Raw genomic sequence first — 17,203 nt, forward strand, 5'->3', positions numbered from 1 at the left:
ATTTTTTGCAGAGAAAGGAACGCAAAAATTAAGCGTGACTTTTGACGCGAGATCTGATAAAATAAAATAAATTTGCGCAACAGCAGGGGAAAGAGAGAAATCAACAGGAGAGATCAATGAAAAAACAGTTTGACCTCAGCGCCGCGGCGCTGCACATTTTAGCGATGGCCTTCATGCTGCTCGACCACCTGTGGGCGACGCTTTTTCTTTCGCAGGAGTGGATGACCTGCGTGGGACGTCTCGCGTTCCCCATTTTTGCCTTCATGGCGGTGGAGGGCTACTTCCACACGCACAGTTTCAAAAAATACGCGCAGCGGATGCTGATTTTTGCGTTGCTGTCGGAAATTCCCTTTGACCTGATGTACGGCGGCACGTGGTTCTACCCTGTGCACCAGAATGTTATCTGGACGCTGCTCATCGGACTTCTCGGCATTCGGGCGATGGAGGCCGTGCGGGAAAAGGGGAAGACATGGCTCTATCTTCTGACTTGCGTTGCGGTCACGGTGCTGGGCTTTGCGCTCGGCACGCTCGGCATGGTAGATTATTACGGCATGGGCGTTTTGACGGTGTTTGTGTTCTATTTCCTCCGCGGCAGAGAGTGGTGGAAGCTGCTCGGGCAGATCGCGGCGCTCTATTGGATCAATGTGTCGCTCATTGGAGGACAGATTTTCCCGATCGAGCTTTTCGGACTGGAGTTTGAGGTCTGCGAGCAGGGGCTTGCACTGCTCTCGCTCGTGCCCATCTGGCTCTACCGCGGGCGGCAGGGACACCACAGCAAGGCGTTTCAGTATGCCTGCTACGCGTTTTATCCGGTACATATGCTCATCCTCGGCCTTATCCAGCTGTCTCTGTAACAGAATACGAAAAAAGCGCTGCCGAATGCTGGGTGCCCATAAAACAGGATACAACATATTATCTATGATTATGGCATCTGGCAGTCGAGGTTAGCAAAAAAACAGAATGAGCGATACTTGGTTTGAATGACCAGGTATCGCTCATTTTACATCTGCGACAAAGTTCACATTTTGAGGTATATCCATTACAATCTAAGTGAAAACAAATGCTTTCGGGCAGTACTTTTTCAGGAATTTTTCAGCATGAGCATCAAGGTCCTTTGAGTACACATATGGGATCAAATACTGAGACAGAGCGTCTTCTTTACTGAAGCGTTCCTTGCTGTATTCACCCACAGATGTGATAGTAACCATGTTGAGGCCACAGCGGAGGATTCTCTTTTTGGACGGAAATGATCGTTGTACCAGCATTTTCTCTCCTTGTGCTCTTGCAAAACTACGATAGAAACAATCCGAAATATCAGTCGCTTCATAAAGTTATGGATGGTATTTCTGTAGTTGTTGGTTTTGCATTGCTGTGGTTTACGGTTGATGTGGCAATTGATGTCATATCGACAGAAGGTATCGCAGATGTTTTGATTTCTTTCTGCATACCTGTCGTTTTCTCTATAGCTTATTTACCGGTTATTTTGTTGCAGTCAAAGCGTTGTACCATGATTTATTTGTTTTGATCCTTATCAGAAACAAAGATGGAGAAAAGATCCTTGACTAACCAAGAACTGTCAGTTGTCCCTATGAAGGAGGAAACAGAAATGTTAAGGGCAACAGACAAAATTACCGCTTTATATTGCAGACTTTCTCAGGAGGATGCACTGGCTGGCGATAGCAACTCCATTGTGAATCAGAAAAATATCCTGCTCCAATATGCCAAGGATAATCGCTTTCCAAATCCAACTTTTTTCGTAGACGATGGCTACAGTGGCACTACCTTTGACCGCCCTGGATTTCAGAAAATGCTGGATGAAATCGAATCTGGCAATGTGGCTGTTTGTATCACCAAAGACCTTTCCAGACTTGGCAGAAACTCTGCTATGACTGGCTTATACACCAACATCACATTCCCAAAGCATGGCGTTCGCTATATTGCCATTAATGATAATTTTGACACCAGCGATCAGAATGGCATGGGGATTGATATGGCAGGCATCAAGAACTGGATCAATGAGTTTTATGCCCGTGATACCAGTCGCAAAATCAGAGCCGTCAATAAATCAAAAGGTTCCCGTGGTATTCCACTTACAACCAATGTTCCTTACGGATATATGAAAAACCCGAATGATCCCACCCGTTGGCTCGTTGATGAAGAAGCATCTATCGTTGTAAAGTATATCTTCAAAATGGCAATGGAGGGGCGTGGGCCGAGCCAGATTGCAACGCAGCTGACAAAGGATAAAGTACTTACCCCCACAGCCTATAAACAGAAACAGGGCTTAAATACTCCACAGGCGACACCGGAGAATCCAAACAAATGGCATCAGACCACAGTGAGAAAGATTCTGGAACGCAGAGAATATACAGGCTGTATTGTCAACTTCAAGACCTTTACCAATTCCATTTGGGACAAGAAAAAGCGTGACAATCCGGTAGAAAATCACTCTGTTTTCTATGATACTCACGAAGCAATCATTCCAGAGGATATATTTGAGAAGGTTCAGGTGTTGCGTCAGAATCGCCAACGCAGATCCAAGACGGGTAAAACAAGCCTGTTCTCCGGCATGATGTATTGTGCCGATTGTGGTGAGAAGCTGTATTACTGCACAGCCAACAATTTTGAGAAGCGACAGGATTTCTTCGAGTGTTCCACCCATCGTAAGAATGATAAAAAATGCAAATCCCACTATATCCGTGCAGTCGTTTTGGAGGATATGGTGTGGATGCACATGGAAACTGTCATCAGCTATATTCTCCACTATGAAGATCACTTCCGTGCAGTTGTGCAGGAACAGCTAAAAATGGAAAGTGATGAAAAAATACAGGCATGGAGAAAGCAACTGTCACAGGCTGAAAAACGTATTACTGAGTTGGACAGACTGTTCGTGAAGATTTATGAAGACAATGCCAAAGGAAAGCTGTCTGACGAGCGTTTTTCTATGATGAGCGGAAACTATGAAGCGGAACAGAAAAAGCTCAAAACGGATGTTATAGAGCTTCAGATGAACATTGAAGCACAGGAGCATCAGAATGAGCGATTAGAAAAGTTTATTCAGAAGGCAAAGCATTATCAGGATCTGGATTCGCTGACACCTGATTCACTGCGAGATATGGTCAGTGCCATCTATGTGGGGGCACCGGACAAGTCTTCCGGTAAACGTCAGCAGAAAATCGAGATTTACTACGATGGTGCAGGCTTTATTCCACTGAACTTATTGATACAAAGAGAAACGGCGTGACCGAAGTCACGCCGTACTCTCCCCGAAAATCGGGACTTTTAATTTTTGCTGTTTTACGGGCACCGCCCGAAAGGCGGCGCTTTTTCGCGCCCTTTTTTCGGAACGTTCACAATTTATTTATTGACTTTGCAAAGGAAACAACTATAATGATGACGTTCTAAAATTAGAATATTATCATTCGATGACGAGCAAGCGCGGCGCGTGACCGAATGAGGTCGGAAAGGAACCGATATGATGCCGAAGGAACCGATGCGCGGGGCAACGCTTTTCAGCCACGCCAACAAGATGACAAAGGCTTATCACGTTATGTTAACTCCACTGTGCAAGGAGGCAGGCCTGCCGCCGCTGGCGCTGGACATTCTGCTCTTTCTCGCCAACAATCCCGAGCACAACACGGCGAAAGATATCTGCCGCCTGCGCGGACACAAACCGGGTATCGTCTCCGTGCACGTGGAAAGACTGGTGAATGACGGCCTTCTCGAGCGGCGGGAGATGCCGGGCGACCGGCGGCAGACGCGGCTCGTCTGCACGGAAAAGGCACAGGATATCATCACACGCGGACGGGATATCCAGTGGCAGTTCGGACTTCGCCTGATGGAGGGTATTTCAAAGGAAGACCATGAGACGATGCACCGCTGCTTTGAAAGGATCGACGTCAACCTGGATGAGATATGCAAGGGCGGACGCTGAAAGCGCTTAGAAGGATCAGGAGAAACAACAATGATCAAACTACTCAAAAACATGCGCCGCAAAGAGGTGCTCATGGTGCTGTTGTGCACCGTGCTTGTGGCGGTGCAGGTCTACTTTGACCTGCGGCTGCCGGATTACATGACCGATCTGACGACGCTCATCAAAACGTCGGGGGCGACGGCGGATATCCTGTCCGTCGGCGTGAAAATGCTTGGCTGCACGCTCGCAAGCGCCGTGCTGGCCGTGGGCTGCGGGTATCTCGCGGCCAAGGCGGCGTCGGGCTTCAGCTTCACGGTGCGCGAAAAGCTCTTCCGCCACGTGATGGACATCGGCAGCGAGGAGATGCAGGACTTTTCCGTCGCCAGCCTCATCACGAGAACGACGAACGACATCACGCAAATTCAGATGATCGTGGCGATGGGCCTGCAGATGATGATCAAATCGCCGATCATGGCCGTGTGGGCCATCATCAAAATTCTCGGCAAGAGCTGGGAGCTCTCCGCCGTGACAGCGGCATTCGTCGTGGTCATCTGCGTGACGGTGATAACGGTGATGAGCATCTGCATCCCGCGTTTCCGCATCGTGCAGAAGCTGACCGACCAGATCAACCGTGTGGCGCGCGAAAACCTGACGGGCATCAACGTGGTGCACGCGTTCAACGCCGAGCAGTACCAGAACGACAAGTTCAACAAGCCGAGCCTTGACATGATGAATGTGCAGGTAAAGAACCAGAAGCTCTTCGCCCTCGTCCAGCCGACGATGATGCTCGGCATGAACGGCCTGGCGCTCACGATCTACTGGCTGGGTGCGGCGCTCGTCAACAACATCGCGCTGACCGATTCCGCAGCGCGCCTCACGATGTTCAGCGACGTGCTGGTGTTCAGCACGTATGCAACCTACGTGGTGATGTCTTTTATGATGCTCGTGATGATCTTCATGCTGCTGCCGCAGGCGCAGGTCTCGGCCGAGCGTATCAGCGAGGTGCTCGAGCGCAAGGCGAATATCCGTGAGGGCAGCGTGAGCGAATGCAAAGAGCACGGCACAGTGGAGTTCAAAAACGTTTCGTTCTGCTATCCGCACACTTCGGAGGATGAGCTTTCGAACATCAGCTTCCGTGTGAACAGGGGCGAGACGCTTGCCGTCATCGGCGCGACGGGCAGCGGCAAGACGACACTTGTGAGCCTGATCCCGCGCTTTTACGACGCGACGGAGGGCGAGGTGCTTGTCGACGGCGTGAACGTCAGGGATTACACGTTCGACACACTCTACAACAAGCTCGGCTACGTGACGCAGAAGGCGGTGCTCTTCGCCGGCAGCATCCGCGACAATGTCTACTTTGGCGAGAGCGAAGCGCCGGCGGACGATGAGGGCCTTGCGCAGGCCGTCGAGCTTTCGCAGGCGAAGGAGTTTGTCGACAAGCTCCCCGACGGCACGCAGCACCATGTGGCGCAGATGGGCCGCAACATGTCCGGCGGCCAGAAGCAGCGCCTTTCCATCGCCCGCGCGCTGGCGAGAGAACCGGAGATCCTCGTCTTCGACGATTCGTTCTCCGCTCTGGACTACCGCACGGATGCGAAGCTGCGCGAGGGGCTATCCAAGCAGCTGCACGACACGACGAAGATCATCGTCGCGCAGCGCATCAGCACCATCCGCCACGCAGACAAGATCGTCGTGCTTGACCGCGGCGAGACCGTGGGCATCGGCACGCACGAAGAGCTGATGCGGAATTGTGACGTTTACCGCGAGATCGCGACCTCCCAGCTCAGCGCCGCGGAGCTCGCGTAAAGGAGGTGAGAGAAGATGAAAAAGAAAAACAGCAATCCCGTCGGCGCACTCAAGCGCACGGGCGCGTATATGAGCTCGAGCATGGGCATTATCATTTTTGCGCTCGTGCTGGCGGCGCTGAGCGCCGTGATGACGATCATCGGCCCCGACAAGATCGGCAAAATGGCGACCATCATGTCCGACGGCCTGTTCACCGGCATCGACCTCGCCGCCATTGCGAAGATCGGCGTGTTCCTTGCCATTATTTACTGCCTGAGCGCGCTGTTTGGCTTCATCCAACACTATATCATGGCGGTCGTGACGCTGAAAATGTCCTACCGCATGAGAGGTGAGCTCTCGGAAAAGATCAACCGCGTGCCGCAGAAGTATTTCAACACCACCTCGCAGGGCGACATTTTGAGCCGCATCACAAACGATGTGTCAACGCTCCAGCAGGGACTTACCAACAGCCTGCCGACCATCATCAGCGCCGCGACACAGTTTGTCGGCTGCCTTATTATGATGTTCGTGACCGAATGGCGCATGGCGCTCGTCGCACTGTGCATCACGCTCCTTGGCATGGTGCTGATCGTCGCCATCATGTCGAAGTCGCAGCGCTACTTCACCGCGCGGCAGAAGAGCCTCGGCGAGCTCAACGGCTATGTCGAGGAGATGTATTCCGGCCATGAGGTCGTGCGCATCAGCCGCGCAGTCGATAAGGTCCTCGACCACTTCGACGGCCTGAACGCGGCGGTCTATGACGCAAACTGGCGCTCGCAGTTCCTCTCCGGTGTGATGCAGCCGCTCATGAACGTGATCGGCAACCTCTCGTATGTTGCCGTGTGCGTGTTCGGCTCGGTGCTGGCCATCAATGGCACGATCGAATTCGGCGTCATCGTCTCGTTCATCCTGTATGTGCGCCTCTTCACCACGCCGCTGACGCAGATCGCACAGGGCATGACGAATTTGCAGATGGCCTCCGCCTCCGCGCATCGTATTTTCGACTTCCTCGAAAGTGAAGAGCTCGGCGACGAGAGCGACAAGACCGAGAAGCTCGACGCCGTGCGCGGCGCGGTAACGTTCGACCACGTGCGCTTCAGCTACCCCGATTCGCCCGACAAGATCATCATCAAGGATTTCTCCGCTGAGGTCCATCCGGGCCAGAAGGTTGCCATCGTCGGCCCCACCGGCGCGGGCAAGACCACGATGGTGAACCTCCTGATGCGATTTTTCGAGGTCAACAGCGGCCGCATTACGCTCGACGGCGTGGCGACGACCGACCTGCGCCGCGAGGATGTGCACGAGCTCTTTGGTATGGTCCTGCAGGACACGTGGCTCTTTGAGGGCACGATCCGCGAGAACCTGGTCTATAACATGGAGGGTATCACGGACGAGCAGCTCGAAACGGTCTGCAAGGCCTGCGGCCTCGACAAATTTGTCCACTCGCTGCCACAGGGCTTTGACACCGTGCTCAGCGAGAGCACGACCATCTCGGCGGGACAGAAGCAGCTTTTGACCATCGCCCGCGCGATGCTCCAGAATGCGCCGATGCTGATCCTCGACGAGGCAACGTCCTCGGTCGATACGCGCACGGAACTTCTCATTCAGCGCGCGATGGACGAGCTGACGAAGGGCCGGACGAGCTTTGTCATCGCCCACCGCCTGTCGACCATCAAGAACGCCGACCTCATCCTCGTGATGCGCGACGGCGACGTCATCGAGAGCGGCACGCACGAGCAGCTGATGGAGCAAAACGGCTTCTACGCCGAGCTCTACAACAGCCAGTTCGCACAGGCGTCGTAAAGAAAAACCAGCGCAGGTGAGCCTGCGCTGGTTTATATTTTCTGCGGAAGAAGTTAAAAGAAAGTTTATTGCCGAACTGGAAAACGGTGGTATAATAAGGAACATTCAAGGGCTGACAAAGCCCGCACCGCGAAAGGAAGCGGAAACATATGAATTGGTTTCAGGAATTGCTGTCGAATCCCTTTTTGCTCATCGGTCTCTCGTCGTGGTTCTGGGCGCAGCTCATCAAGACGATCATCCATGCCATTGTGACGAAGAGCATCGACTTTACACGCCTGATCGGCGACGGCGGGATGCCGAGCGGCCATTCGGCCACGGTCTCGTCGCTCGCGACCGCGGCGGCGCTCGTCTACGGGCTCGGTTCGTTTGAATTCGCGATGGCGTTCATCTTTGCCATCGTCGTCTGCAAGGACGCGATGGGCGTCCGGCTCGAAACGGGGCGGCAGGCCGTTATCATTAACGACATCGTCGAGGCGTTCAACTCGCTCGCGTCGGAAAAGCTTCCGGAGGCGAAGCTCAAGGAGTTTGTCGGTCATACGCCGCTGCAGGTCATCGCCGGTATTCTGCTCGGCGTGGCGAACACATTTATCATGTACTACTGCGTACTGTGAGGGAAGGACATGACGCTTTTTATTAACTGCTGCCCGCGCGGAGAATCGCGCACGGAAAAACTGGCCCGCGCGCTGCTTAAAGCGCTCGGCGAATACGAGGAGCTGCGCCTTTATGACGAGCCGCTGCACTCGCTGGGGCGCGCGGACATCGCAAAGCGCGACGCGCTGCTCGCGGAAAAGAAGTATGACGATGAAATGTTCCGTTACGCCCGTCAGTTCGCCGCAGCGGACAGAATTGTCATCGCTGCGCCGCTGTGGGACCTGTCGTTTCCCGCGCAGCTCAAGGTGTATTTGGAGAATATCTATGTCACGGGCATCGTGACGAAGTACAGCGAGGCGGGCAAGCCCGTCGGCTTGTGCCGCGCAAGCGAGCTCTACTATGTCACGACCAGCGGCGGGCCGTTTGACGGCCGCTTTGGCTACGACTACTGGAAGACCATCGCGCAGGACTGCTTCGGCATTCCGACTGTCAAGCTCCTGGAAGCCGAAAACCTCGACATCGTGGGCGCAGACGCGGAAAAGATCGTCGACGATGCCATCAAGGCCTACGGCCCTGCGTAAAATCAAACTTGTATAGCAAAAAAGCTCCGTGCCAAGGCACGGAGCTTTTTTATCGGGAAAAATCAGTTGGCGCTGCTCTGCTCGCTTTCGGGCAGGAGGTTCGCCATGCTCTTGAGGCTGATGGCGAGCGTGGACATGTTGTGCAGCAGCGCCGAGGTCGTCGGCAGCAGGATACCAAGCACGCCGAGCACGATGAGCGAGAAGTTGAAGCTCACGATGAAACGGTAGTTGCGGTGGATGCGGGCCATGAGCTCCTGGCTGAGAGAGCGCAGTGTGACGAGCGCGGACAGATCCTCGGACGAGATGGTGATGTCCGCGATCTCGCGCGCGATGGCGGCACCGGTCGAAATGGCAATGCCGGCATCGGCCTCGGACAGGGCGGGGGAGTCGTTCACGCCGTCGCCGATCATGATGACCTTGCGGCCCGCGGCCTTTTCGCTGCGGACGAACGCGGCCTTGTCCTCGGGCAGCACTTCGGCGTAGACGTCGTCGACGCCGACCTCAGCGGCGACGGCTTCGGCAGTCTTGCGGCTGTCGCCGGTCATCATCACGACCTTGTCGATACCGAGCTCGTGCAGCGCGCGCACGGCGGCTTTCGCCTCCTTGCGCAGGGGGTCATGAATGCAGATGACCGCGGCGAGCTCGCCCGCGATGCAGAGGTACAGGTGCGAATACTCGGGCGGGAGCGATTCAAACTTGTCCTCTTCGCCCTCCGGCACGCGGCAGCCCTCGTCCTCGAAGACAAAGTGTGCGCTGCCGATGAGCACTGTTTTCTCGTCCACCATGCTCGAAATGCCGTGCGCCACGACGCACTGCACCTGGGAGTGATATTCCTCGTGCGTCAATCCGCGGTCCCTGGCCTCGGCCACGACGGCGTTGGCGATGGAATGGGGATAGTGCTCTTCGAGGCACGCGGCGAGGCGGAGCATCTCACTTTCCTCATTGCCGCCGAAGGTGACGATTCTCGCGACCTTGGGCGTGGCGTAGGTGAGCGTGCCGGTCTTGTCGAAAACGATGGTGTTCGCCTGGGCGACGGCTTCGAGGAAGCGCCCGCCCTTGACGGAGATGTGATGGCTGCTGCTCTCGCGCATGGCAGAGAGCACCGCGATAGGCATGGAGAGCTTGAGCGCGCAGGAGAAGTCGACCATCAGCACGGCCAGCATCTTTGTGACGTTGCGCGTGATGAGATAGGTCAGGATCGTGCCGCCGAGCGCCTTTTCCACGCGCACGACACACTCGCCTTCTTCGGCGACCGTGCCTGCGTAGACATAGCTGCCCTCGCGCTTGGGGACGGGCATGGACTCGCCCGTCATGGACGCCTGATTGACCATCGCCTCGCCGGAGACGACCTTGCCGTCGAGCGGGATGAGGCTGCCGGTGCGGACAACGACGCAGTCGCCCGCCTGAATATCGCCGATGGGAACGAGCGTTTCCGTCTCGCCCGTCTTGAGCCAGACGTGGTCAACGTTGAGCGACATGGCGCCCGCGAGGTCCGCAACGGACTTTTTGTGCGTCCAGTCCTCAAGAATTTCGCCGAGGCGGAGCATGAACATCACGGAGCTCGCCGTTGAGAAGTCGCCGCGCACCATCGACACGGTGACGGCGGTGGCGTCGAGCACGGCGACGGAGAGCTTGCTGTGCAGCAGTGCGGAAAGACCCTCGCGGATGTACTTGATCGAGTGATAGATGGCGAGCGCCGTGGTGACGGGGAGCGGGAAGAAGAGCTTCGAGATCACGCGGCGGATCACCGTCCACGAGAGTTTGTCTTCAAATTCACAGTTGAGTTTGCGCGTCGTATGGTCTGGGACAAGGTCCATTGTTTCAGCCTTGTCGAACGAGAACGCTGCGAGCGCGTGCACGAGCGCGGCGCGGTCCGCGCGGTAAACGATCACGGCATCCTGCGTGCGGTCAAAGACCGAGACCTCTTGCACGCCGTCCACACTGCGCAGATAATATTCCAGAACGTCCGCCTGATGCAGCGTCATGCGGCGGCAATTCAGATGCACGCGCATGCGCCCGGCGGATTCGTGCAGAATTTTGCATTTCATAGTGTATCAATTCCTCCGAAAGTGAAAGAGAGCCGCGCGTCGCGGCTCTCCTGCGATTTATTCCTCGTTCGCTTTTTCCTCGGACGCGTCCTCAATGACCTCGGCGTCCTCTTCCGCTGCGCGGCGCTCGTTGATGTCCTTGGCGTCGGCGTAGACGTCCTCAGCATCCTCACAGACGTTCGTGACGGCCTGCATCACGCAGTCCTTGGCACGCAGCACCGCGGCGGTGGTGTGAGAGTAGACCTTTTTGGCATCCTTGCTGGAAAGGATCTTGAGGCCGGCGATGCCGAACAGCACGCCTGCTGCAAATAAACCGAGATGTTTCATTGAAAAAACCTCCTGTTAGTATGAATTAGAGCTCTTTAACATAGCGGGAATATAATATAACGCCTTTTCAAATGCAAGTAGCGAAATGTTAAAATTTGACGGAGAATGGAAACCGCGGATTTGTTATGTTTTTCTCAGATGTTCGCGCGCTCGTCCCAGAGCGTCAGCACGCCTGATTGCAGCGTTTTCGGAACGTCGATGATGCGCTGGTTCGACGAGCCGCGAAAGCGCAGCGAGATATCGTGCAGCTCGTCCACATACCGTCCGTCGACGAGCACGTCGAGCAGTGACAGCAGTTCGTCCGTCACCTCGCAGCGCGGGTATGCGGCGGGGTCGTGCAGCTCCTCCCACGTAAAGCCCGTGAACGACCAGATCGTCTTTTGCGGCAGCTCACGCCTCACGCGGCGGAGAAACGGCAGCAGTGCGCGCTGATTTTTAGGCTCGAACGGCTCGCCGCCGAGCAGCGTGAGACCGTTGATATAGTCGGGGGAGAGCAGGCGGATGAGCTCATCCTCCGTCTCGCCCGTAAAGGGCTTGCCGTAGCAGAAGTCCCACGTCTGGGGCTGAAAGCAGTTTTCGCAGTGGTTCGTACAGCCGGAGACGAACAGCGTCACGCGCACGCCAAGGCCGTTGGCGATGTCGCAGTTTTTGATCTCGCCATAGTGCATGGGAAATGACCTCCTTATCAAAAAAAGGTGGGAGCGCGGTGCGCTCCCACCCAAACAGCAATTTTATGGCGCAGCCTTACAGATGCAACACGCGCTCTTTGATCTCCTGCGTGCGGCCCTGGTTCCAGAACTGGGTGCCGATGTAGCCGCAGGTACGGCGGGCGACATTCATCTTGTCCTGATCGGTGTTGCCGCACTTCGGGCAGCGCCAGATGAGCTTGCCGCCCTCCTCGACGATGTCGATCTCACCGTCCCAGCCGCAGACCTGGCAGTAGTCGGACTTCGTGTTGAGCTCGGCGTAGATGATGTTGTCGTAGATGAACTTCATCACCTGCAAAACCGCTTCAAGGTTCTGCTGCATGTTGGGCACTTCGACATAGCTGATCGCGCCGCCGGGGGAGAGGTGCTGGAACTGCGCCTCGAACTTGAGCTTGGTGAACGCGTCGATCTTTTCCGTCACGTGGACGTGGTAGGAGTTCGTGATATAGCCCTTGTCCGTCACGCCCTCGATCACGCCGAAGCGCTTTTGCAGGCACTTGGCGAACTTGTAAGTCGTGGACTCGAGCGGCGTGCCGTAGAGGGAGTAGTCGATGTTTTCGGCGGTTTTCCACTCCTTGCACTTGTCATTCATCTTCTGCATGATCGACAGGGCGAACGGCGTTGCGCTGGGGTCGGTGTGGCTCTTGCCGGTCATGTACTTCACGCACTCGTAAAGTCCCGCGTAGCCGAGCGAGATCGTGGAATAGCCGTCGTAGAGGAGCTTGTCGATGGGCTCACCCTTTTTGAGTCTTGCGCACGCGCCGTACTGCCAGAGAATGGGCGCCGCGTCGGAGAGCGTGCCCTTCAGGCGGTCGTGACGGCAGCGCAGCGCGCGGTGGCAGAGCTCAAGGCGATCTTCAAAAATCGTCCAGAACTTTTCAATGTTGCCGCCGGAGGAGAGTGCCACGTCGGGCAGGTTGATCGTGACGACGCCCTGATTGAAGCGGCCGTAGTACTTGTGCTTGCCGGGAACATAGTTGCCGGCATTCGCGATGTTGCCGACGCCCGCGTCGGTGAAGCGGTCAGGCGTCAGGAAGCTGCGGCAGCCCATGCAGGGATACACATCGCCCTTGAGCTCGAGCATCTTCTTTTCGCTGATGTAATCGGGCACCATGCGGCGCGCCGTGCACTTGGCGGCGAGCTGTGTGAGGTAATAATACGGCGAGTCGTCGTGAATGTTGTCCTCTTCGAGCACGTAGATGAGCTTGGGGAAGGCGGGCGTGACCCACACGCCCTGCTCGTTTTTGACGCCCTGATAGCGCTGCTGGAGCATTTCCTCGATGATGACGGCAAGGTCGCGCTTTTCCTGCTCGCTTCTCGCCTCGTTGAGGTACATGAAAACGGTGATGAACGGTGCCTGACCGTTCGTGGTCAGAAGCGTCACGACCTGATACTGGATGGTCTGCACGCCGCGGCGAATCTCCTCGCGCAGGCGCTTTTCGACGATTTCGGTGATCTTGTCCTCCGTGGGGTCGACGCCGAGGGCCTCGACCTCGGCGAGCACCTGCTTTCTGATCTTCTGGCGCGATACGTCGACAAAGGGGGCAAGGTGCGTCAGCGAGATGGACTGGCCGCCGTACTGGTTCGAGGCGACCTGCGCGACGATCTGCGTCGCGATGTTGCACGCGGTCGCGAACGAATGTGGGCGCTCGATGAGGGTTCCCGTGATGACAGTGCCGTTTTGCAGCATGTCCTCCAGGTTCACAAGGTCGCAGTTGTGCATGTGCTGGGCGTAGTAGTCCGTGTCGTGGAAGTGGATGATGCCCTCTTCATGCGCCTTGACGATATCCTCGGGCAAGAGCAGACGGTTCGTCAGATCGCGGCTCACCTCGCCGGCCATATAGTCGCGCTGGGTGGAGTTGACGACGGGGTTCTTGTTGGAATTCTCCTGCTTGGCCTCTTCGTTGTTGCACTCGATGAGGGAGAGAATTTTGTCGTCCGTCGTGTTGCTCTTGCGCACGAGCGAGCGGTTGTAACGATAAGTGATGTAGCGCTTAGCGACCTCGAACGCGCCGTGCGCCATGATCTGGTGCTCGACAAAGTCCTGGATCTCCTCGACCGTGGGTGCGCGGCCCAGACTCTGGCAGGAGAACTCCACGCTCTCGGCGATGCGCTGGATCTGGACGGGCGTCATGCGAGCCTCCTCGTCCACAACGTCGTTAGCCTTAGTCACTGCGGCGATGATCTTGACGATATCAAATTCTACTTCTGCGCCGTTGCGCTTGATAACTCTCATGTATTCCCGTCTCCTCTTCTTTTGGTGTGCCCTTTACATAACACTATATCTTGTGGTGACCTTCATAACAGCAAACTAATTATTGCACATGAGACTCAACATTGCAAGTCCTAAGTGCTGAAAAAAGGAAACAATATCAGAGCCTCAACTTTGGACACTATTGACGAAACACCTTGAATGAAGCGGAATAGCGCATTATTTCAATTTGACGCAAAAATCAACAAGACATAAGTAATGCTAATAATAGCTATGTAAAATTAACTCTTTTCATGGGCGGAAAATGTGACTATAATAACTCGGTTGAAAAATTTGAGCAGGACTCGCAGAGCGGGCCCGCTCCGGATCGGAGGATCAATACAATGGCAAATTGCGCGATCGTAGGCATCAACTGGGGCGATGAAGGCAAGGGCCGCATGGTCGACTACCTCACGGACCATTATGACGTGGTCGTCCGCTATCAGGGCGGCGGCAACGCGGGCCACACTGTGGTGAATGAAAAGGGCAAGTTTGCCCTGCACCTGCTGCCGAGCGGCATTTTCCGCGACGGCGTTGTCAACATTCTGGGCAACGGCGTGGCGCTGGACTGCGAAAACCTGCTCAAGGAGATGGAGACGCTGCGCGCCGCGGGCGTTATCATCACGCCGGAGAATCTGAAGGTCAGCGACCGCGCGTCGCTGCTGCTGCCCTGGCACCGCGAGCTCGACGCGCTCGAGGAAGCGCGCCTTGCCGACAAGAAGTACGGCTCGACCAAGCAAGGCATCGCGCCGTTCTATGGCGACAAGTACCAGAAAAAGACCGTACAGGCGGGCGAGCTCCTGCACCCCGAGCACTTAAAGGAGCACCTTGCCGACCTTCTTGAGTGGAAGAACCTGATGCTCCAGAAGATCTACGGCGCAAAGGGCTACACGATGGACGAGCTCATGGCGTGGGTCAACACCTACTGCAGCGCCATCAAGCCCTACATCACCGACACCGGCCGTTTCCTGAGAAACGCGCAGAAGGAGGGCAAGTCCATCCTCTTTGAAGCCCAGCTCGGCGCGCTGCGCGACCTGGACTACGGCATCTATCCCTACACCACCTCTTCGAACGCCGTTGCGGCGTATGCGCCCGTCGGCTCGGGCCTTCCCACGGCGAAGCTCGACGAGGTCGTGGGCGTGGTGAAGGCGTACTCTTCCTGCGTGGGCGAGGGCCCGTTCGTCTGCGAGTGGTTCGGCGAAGGAGCGCAGCGGTTGCGCGACGCGGGCGCGGAGTACGGCGCGAAGACCGGCAGACCCCGCCGCGTCGGCCCCATCGATCTGGTCGCGACGCGCTACGGCGTGGAGACGCAGGGCGCGACGAACATCGCCCTGACGAAGCTCGATGTCCTGAGCTACATGGACAAGATCCCCGTCTGCGCACACTATGAATTAAACGGCGAGCAGACCGACGACTTCCCGTTCCCCGTGCTGCTGCAGGACGCCAAGCCCGTCGTCGAGTATCTGCCCGGCTGGCAGTGCGACATCTCCGGCGCGCGTAATTGGGAGGACCTTCCCGAAGCCGCCCGCAGCTACGTCGAATACGTTGAAAAGGCCATCGGCTGCCACATCGGCTTCGTCTCCGTCGGTGCGGAGCGCGAGAGCCTCATCATCCGCTGACACACCAAAGTAAAGAGGGGACGAAGGCCCCCTCTTTACTTTTCTATTGCAACTTTGCTTCATTCTATATAAACTATATAAAATACGAACAGCGACCGCTGAGAAAGAAAAGGAGAACCCTATGCGCAAGGATATTTACGAGTCCCCGCTTTCGTCCCGCTATGCGTCCGAATACATGCTGCACCTCTTTTCCCCCGACATGCGCTTCCAGACGTGGCGCAGACTGTGGGTGGCGCTTGCCCGCGCCGAGCACGAGCTGGGCCTGCCCATCACGCAGGAGCAGGTCGACGAGCTCGCCGCGCACATCACCGACATCGACTACGAGGTCGCCGAAAAGCGCGAGCACGAGGTGCGCCACGACGTGATGGCGCATGTGTACGCATACGGCAAGGCGGCGCCTTCCGCCGCCGGCATCATCCACCTCGGCGCGACGAGCTGCTATGTGACGGACAACGCCGATTTGGTGCTCTATCGCGACGGCCTCAAATACCTGAGAGGGCAGCTTCTCAGCGTGATGGTGAATCTTGCGGCATTTGCCCGCGAATACGCCGCCACGCCGACGCTCGGCTATACGCACTATCAGCCCGCGCAGCCCGTGACGATCGGCAAGCGCGCGACGCTGTGGATGCAGGACTTCCGCTCGGACCTTGAAGAGCTTGATTTTGTCATCGGCTCGATGCGCTTCCTCGGCTGCCGCGGCACGACGGGCACGGAGGCGAGCTTTGTCGACCTCTTCGAGGGCGACGGTGACAAGGTCGACGAGATGAACCGCCGCATCGCCGCGGAGTTCGGCTTTGAAAAGTGCTTCTCTGTCAGCGGCCAGACCTATCCGAGAAAGGCCGACAGCCGCATTCTGAATGTGCTCTCTTCCATCGCACAGAGCGCCTACCGCATGGCGAACGACATTCGCCTGCTCCAGCACGACCGCCAGGTCGAAGAGCCGTTTGAAAAGAACCAGATCGGCTCATCCGCGATGCCCTATAAGCGAAACCCCATGCGCTCCGAGCGCATCTGCTCGCTCAGCCGCTACCTGATGGCCGATGCGGCCAACGCGCCGATGACGGCCTCGACCCAGTGGCTCGAGCGCACGCTCGACGACTCGGCCAACCGCCGCATCTCGCTGCCGGAGGGCTTCCTCTGCGCCGACGCGGTGCTGCGCCTGTGCCAGAGCGTGACGAACGGCCTGCATGTGAACGAAAAGATCGTCGAGCGCACGCTGCGCGAGTATCTGCCGTTCCTTGCGACCGAGAACATCATGATGGAGGCCGTCAAGCGCGGCGGCGACCGTCAGGAACTGCACGAGAAGATCCGCCAGCACTCCATGGCCGCGACCGCCCGCATGAAAGAGGGCGAGCCGTGCGACCTCTTAGACCGCCTCGCGGGCGACCCCGCGTTCGGCATGACGCGCGAGGAGCTCGATCAGGTCATGGAGCCCAAGCTCTACATCGGCCGCTGCGAGCAGCAAGTGCTGCGCTTCCTCGACGAGTGCGCGCCGCTTTTGCGCGACGCCGCTGCGGAGGACGGCGCGATCGACCTGTAAGCGGGCAGTAATTGAGAATGATCCCTGAGCGGGAGAGA

Annotated in this window: 14 protein-coding genes; 10 read left to right on the forward strand and 4 right to left on the reverse strand. The window is 56.7% G+C overall.

Annotated features, from left to right (window positions below; all coding sequences use genetic code 11):
• The first annotated feature begins 116 nt into the window (after nucleotides 1–116).
• The 8 genes from NI20_RS0107615 to NI20_RS0107650 all read left to right on the forward strand — a co-directional run bounded on the left by NI20_RS0107615 (nucleotide 117) and on the right by NI20_RS0107650 (nucleotide 8,673).
• Entirely contained in the window at nucleotides 117–854 is a 738-nt protein-coding gene (locus tag NI20_RS0107615) for a TraX family protein (protein ID WP_033120814.1), read from the forward strand.
• A gap of 392 nt (nucleotides 855–1,246) precedes the next feature.
• Nucleotides 1,247–1,525 (forward strand): hypothetical protein, encoded by a 279-nt coding sequence (locus NI20_RS15055; protein WP_156108581.1) that lies wholly within the window; start codon nucleotides 1,247–1,249, stop codon nucleotides 1,523–1,525.
• 33 nt (nucleotides 1,526–1,558) lie between these two features.
• Entirely contained in the window at nucleotides 1,559–3,244 is a 1,686-nt protein-coding gene (locus NI20_RS0107625; protein ID WP_242842951.1) for a recombinase family protein, read from the forward strand.
• Nucleotides 3,245–3,475: 231 nt separating this feature from the next.
• The gene (locus NI20_RS0107630) at nucleotides 3,476–3,934 is read left to right on the forward strand and encodes a MarR family winged helix-turn-helix transcriptional regulator (protein ID WP_052084514.1); all 459 of its coding nucleotides are present in this window, start codon (nucleotides 3,476–3,478) and stop codon (nucleotides 3,932–3,934) included.
• A gap of 30 nt (nucleotides 3,935–3,964) precedes the next feature.
• Nucleotides 3,965–5,719, forward strand: coding sequence for an ABC transporter ATP-binding protein (locus NI20_RS0107635; protein ID WP_033120817.1), 1,755 nt, complete (start codon nucleotides 3,965–3,967; stop codon nucleotides 5,717–5,719).
• 15 nt (nucleotides 5,720–5,734) lie between these two features.
• Nucleotides 5,735–7,501: an ABC transporter ATP-binding protein gene (locus tag NI20_RS0107640; protein WP_052084515.1), complete on the forward strand. Its 1,767-nt coding sequence runs from the start codon at nucleotides 5,735–5,737 to the stop codon at nucleotides 7,499–7,501.
• A gap of 149 nt (nucleotides 7,502–7,650) precedes the next feature.
• Nucleotides 7,651–8,112, forward strand: a complete 462-nt coding sequence (locus NI20_RS0107645; RefSeq protein WP_033120818.1) for a divergent PAP2 family protein — start codon at nucleotides 7,651–7,653, stop codon at nucleotides 8,110–8,112.
• A 9-nt stretch (nucleotides 8,113–8,121) separates the two neighbouring features.
• A complete protein-coding gene (locus NI20_RS0107650) occupies nucleotides 8,122–8,673 on the forward strand; it encodes an NAD(P)H-dependent oxidoreductase (protein WP_033120819.1) in 552 nt (183 codons plus the stop codon).
• 62 nt (nucleotides 8,674–8,735) lie between these two features.
• Here NI20_RS0107650 and NI20_RS0107655 read toward each other — a convergent pair whose 3' ends face one another.
• The 4 genes from NI20_RS0107655 to nrdD form a co-directional block, all read right to left on the reverse strand.
• A complete protein-coding gene (locus tag NI20_RS0107655; protein ID WP_033120820.1) occupies nucleotides 8,736–10,721 on the reverse strand; it encodes an HAD-IC family P-type ATPase in 1,986 nt (661 codons plus the stop codon).
• A gap of 57 nt (nucleotides 10,722–10,778) precedes the next feature.
• On the reverse strand, nucleotides 10,779–11,048 hold the full coding sequence (locus tag NI20_RS0107660) for a DUF6110 family protein (protein WP_033120821.1): 270 nt from the start codon (nucleotides 11,046–11,048) through the stop codon (nucleotides 10,779–10,781).
• A gap of 134 nt (nucleotides 11,049–11,182) precedes the next feature.
• Entirely contained in the window at nucleotides 11,183–11,716 is a 534-nt protein-coding gene (nrdG, locus tag NI20_RS0107665; RefSeq protein WP_033120822.1) for an anaerobic ribonucleoside-triphosphate reductase activating protein, read from the reverse strand.
• Nucleotides 11,717–11,792: 76 nt separating this feature from the next.
• Nucleotides 11,793–13,991, reverse strand: a complete 2,199-nt coding sequence (gene nrdD / locus NI20_RS0107670; protein WP_033120823.1) for an anaerobic ribonucleoside-triphosphate reductase — start codon at nucleotides 13,989–13,991, stop codon at nucleotides 11,793–11,795.
• 359 nt (nucleotides 13,992–14,350) lie between these two features.
• On the opposite strand from nrdD, the gene NI20_RS0107675 reads away from it, so the two are divergent.
• The gene (locus tag NI20_RS0107675; protein WP_033120824.1) at nucleotides 14,351–15,625 is read left to right on the forward strand and encodes an adenylosuccinate synthase; all 1,275 of its coding nucleotides are present in this window, start codon (nucleotides 14,351–14,353) and stop codon (nucleotides 15,623–15,625) included.
• 121 nt (nucleotides 15,626–15,746) lie between these two features.
• A complete protein-coding gene (gene purB / locus NI20_RS0107680) occupies nucleotides 15,747–17,165 on the forward strand; it encodes an adenylosuccinate lyase (RefSeq protein ID WP_033120825.1) in 1,419 nt (472 codons plus the stop codon).
• Nucleotides 17,166–17,203 lie beyond the last annotated feature (38 nt).

It is taken from the genome of Oscillibacter sp. ER4, assembly GCF_000765235.1.
GTDB classification, from domain to species: Bacteria; Bacillota; Clostridia; order Oscillospirales; family Oscillospiraceae; genus Hominicoprocola; species Hominicoprocola fusiformis.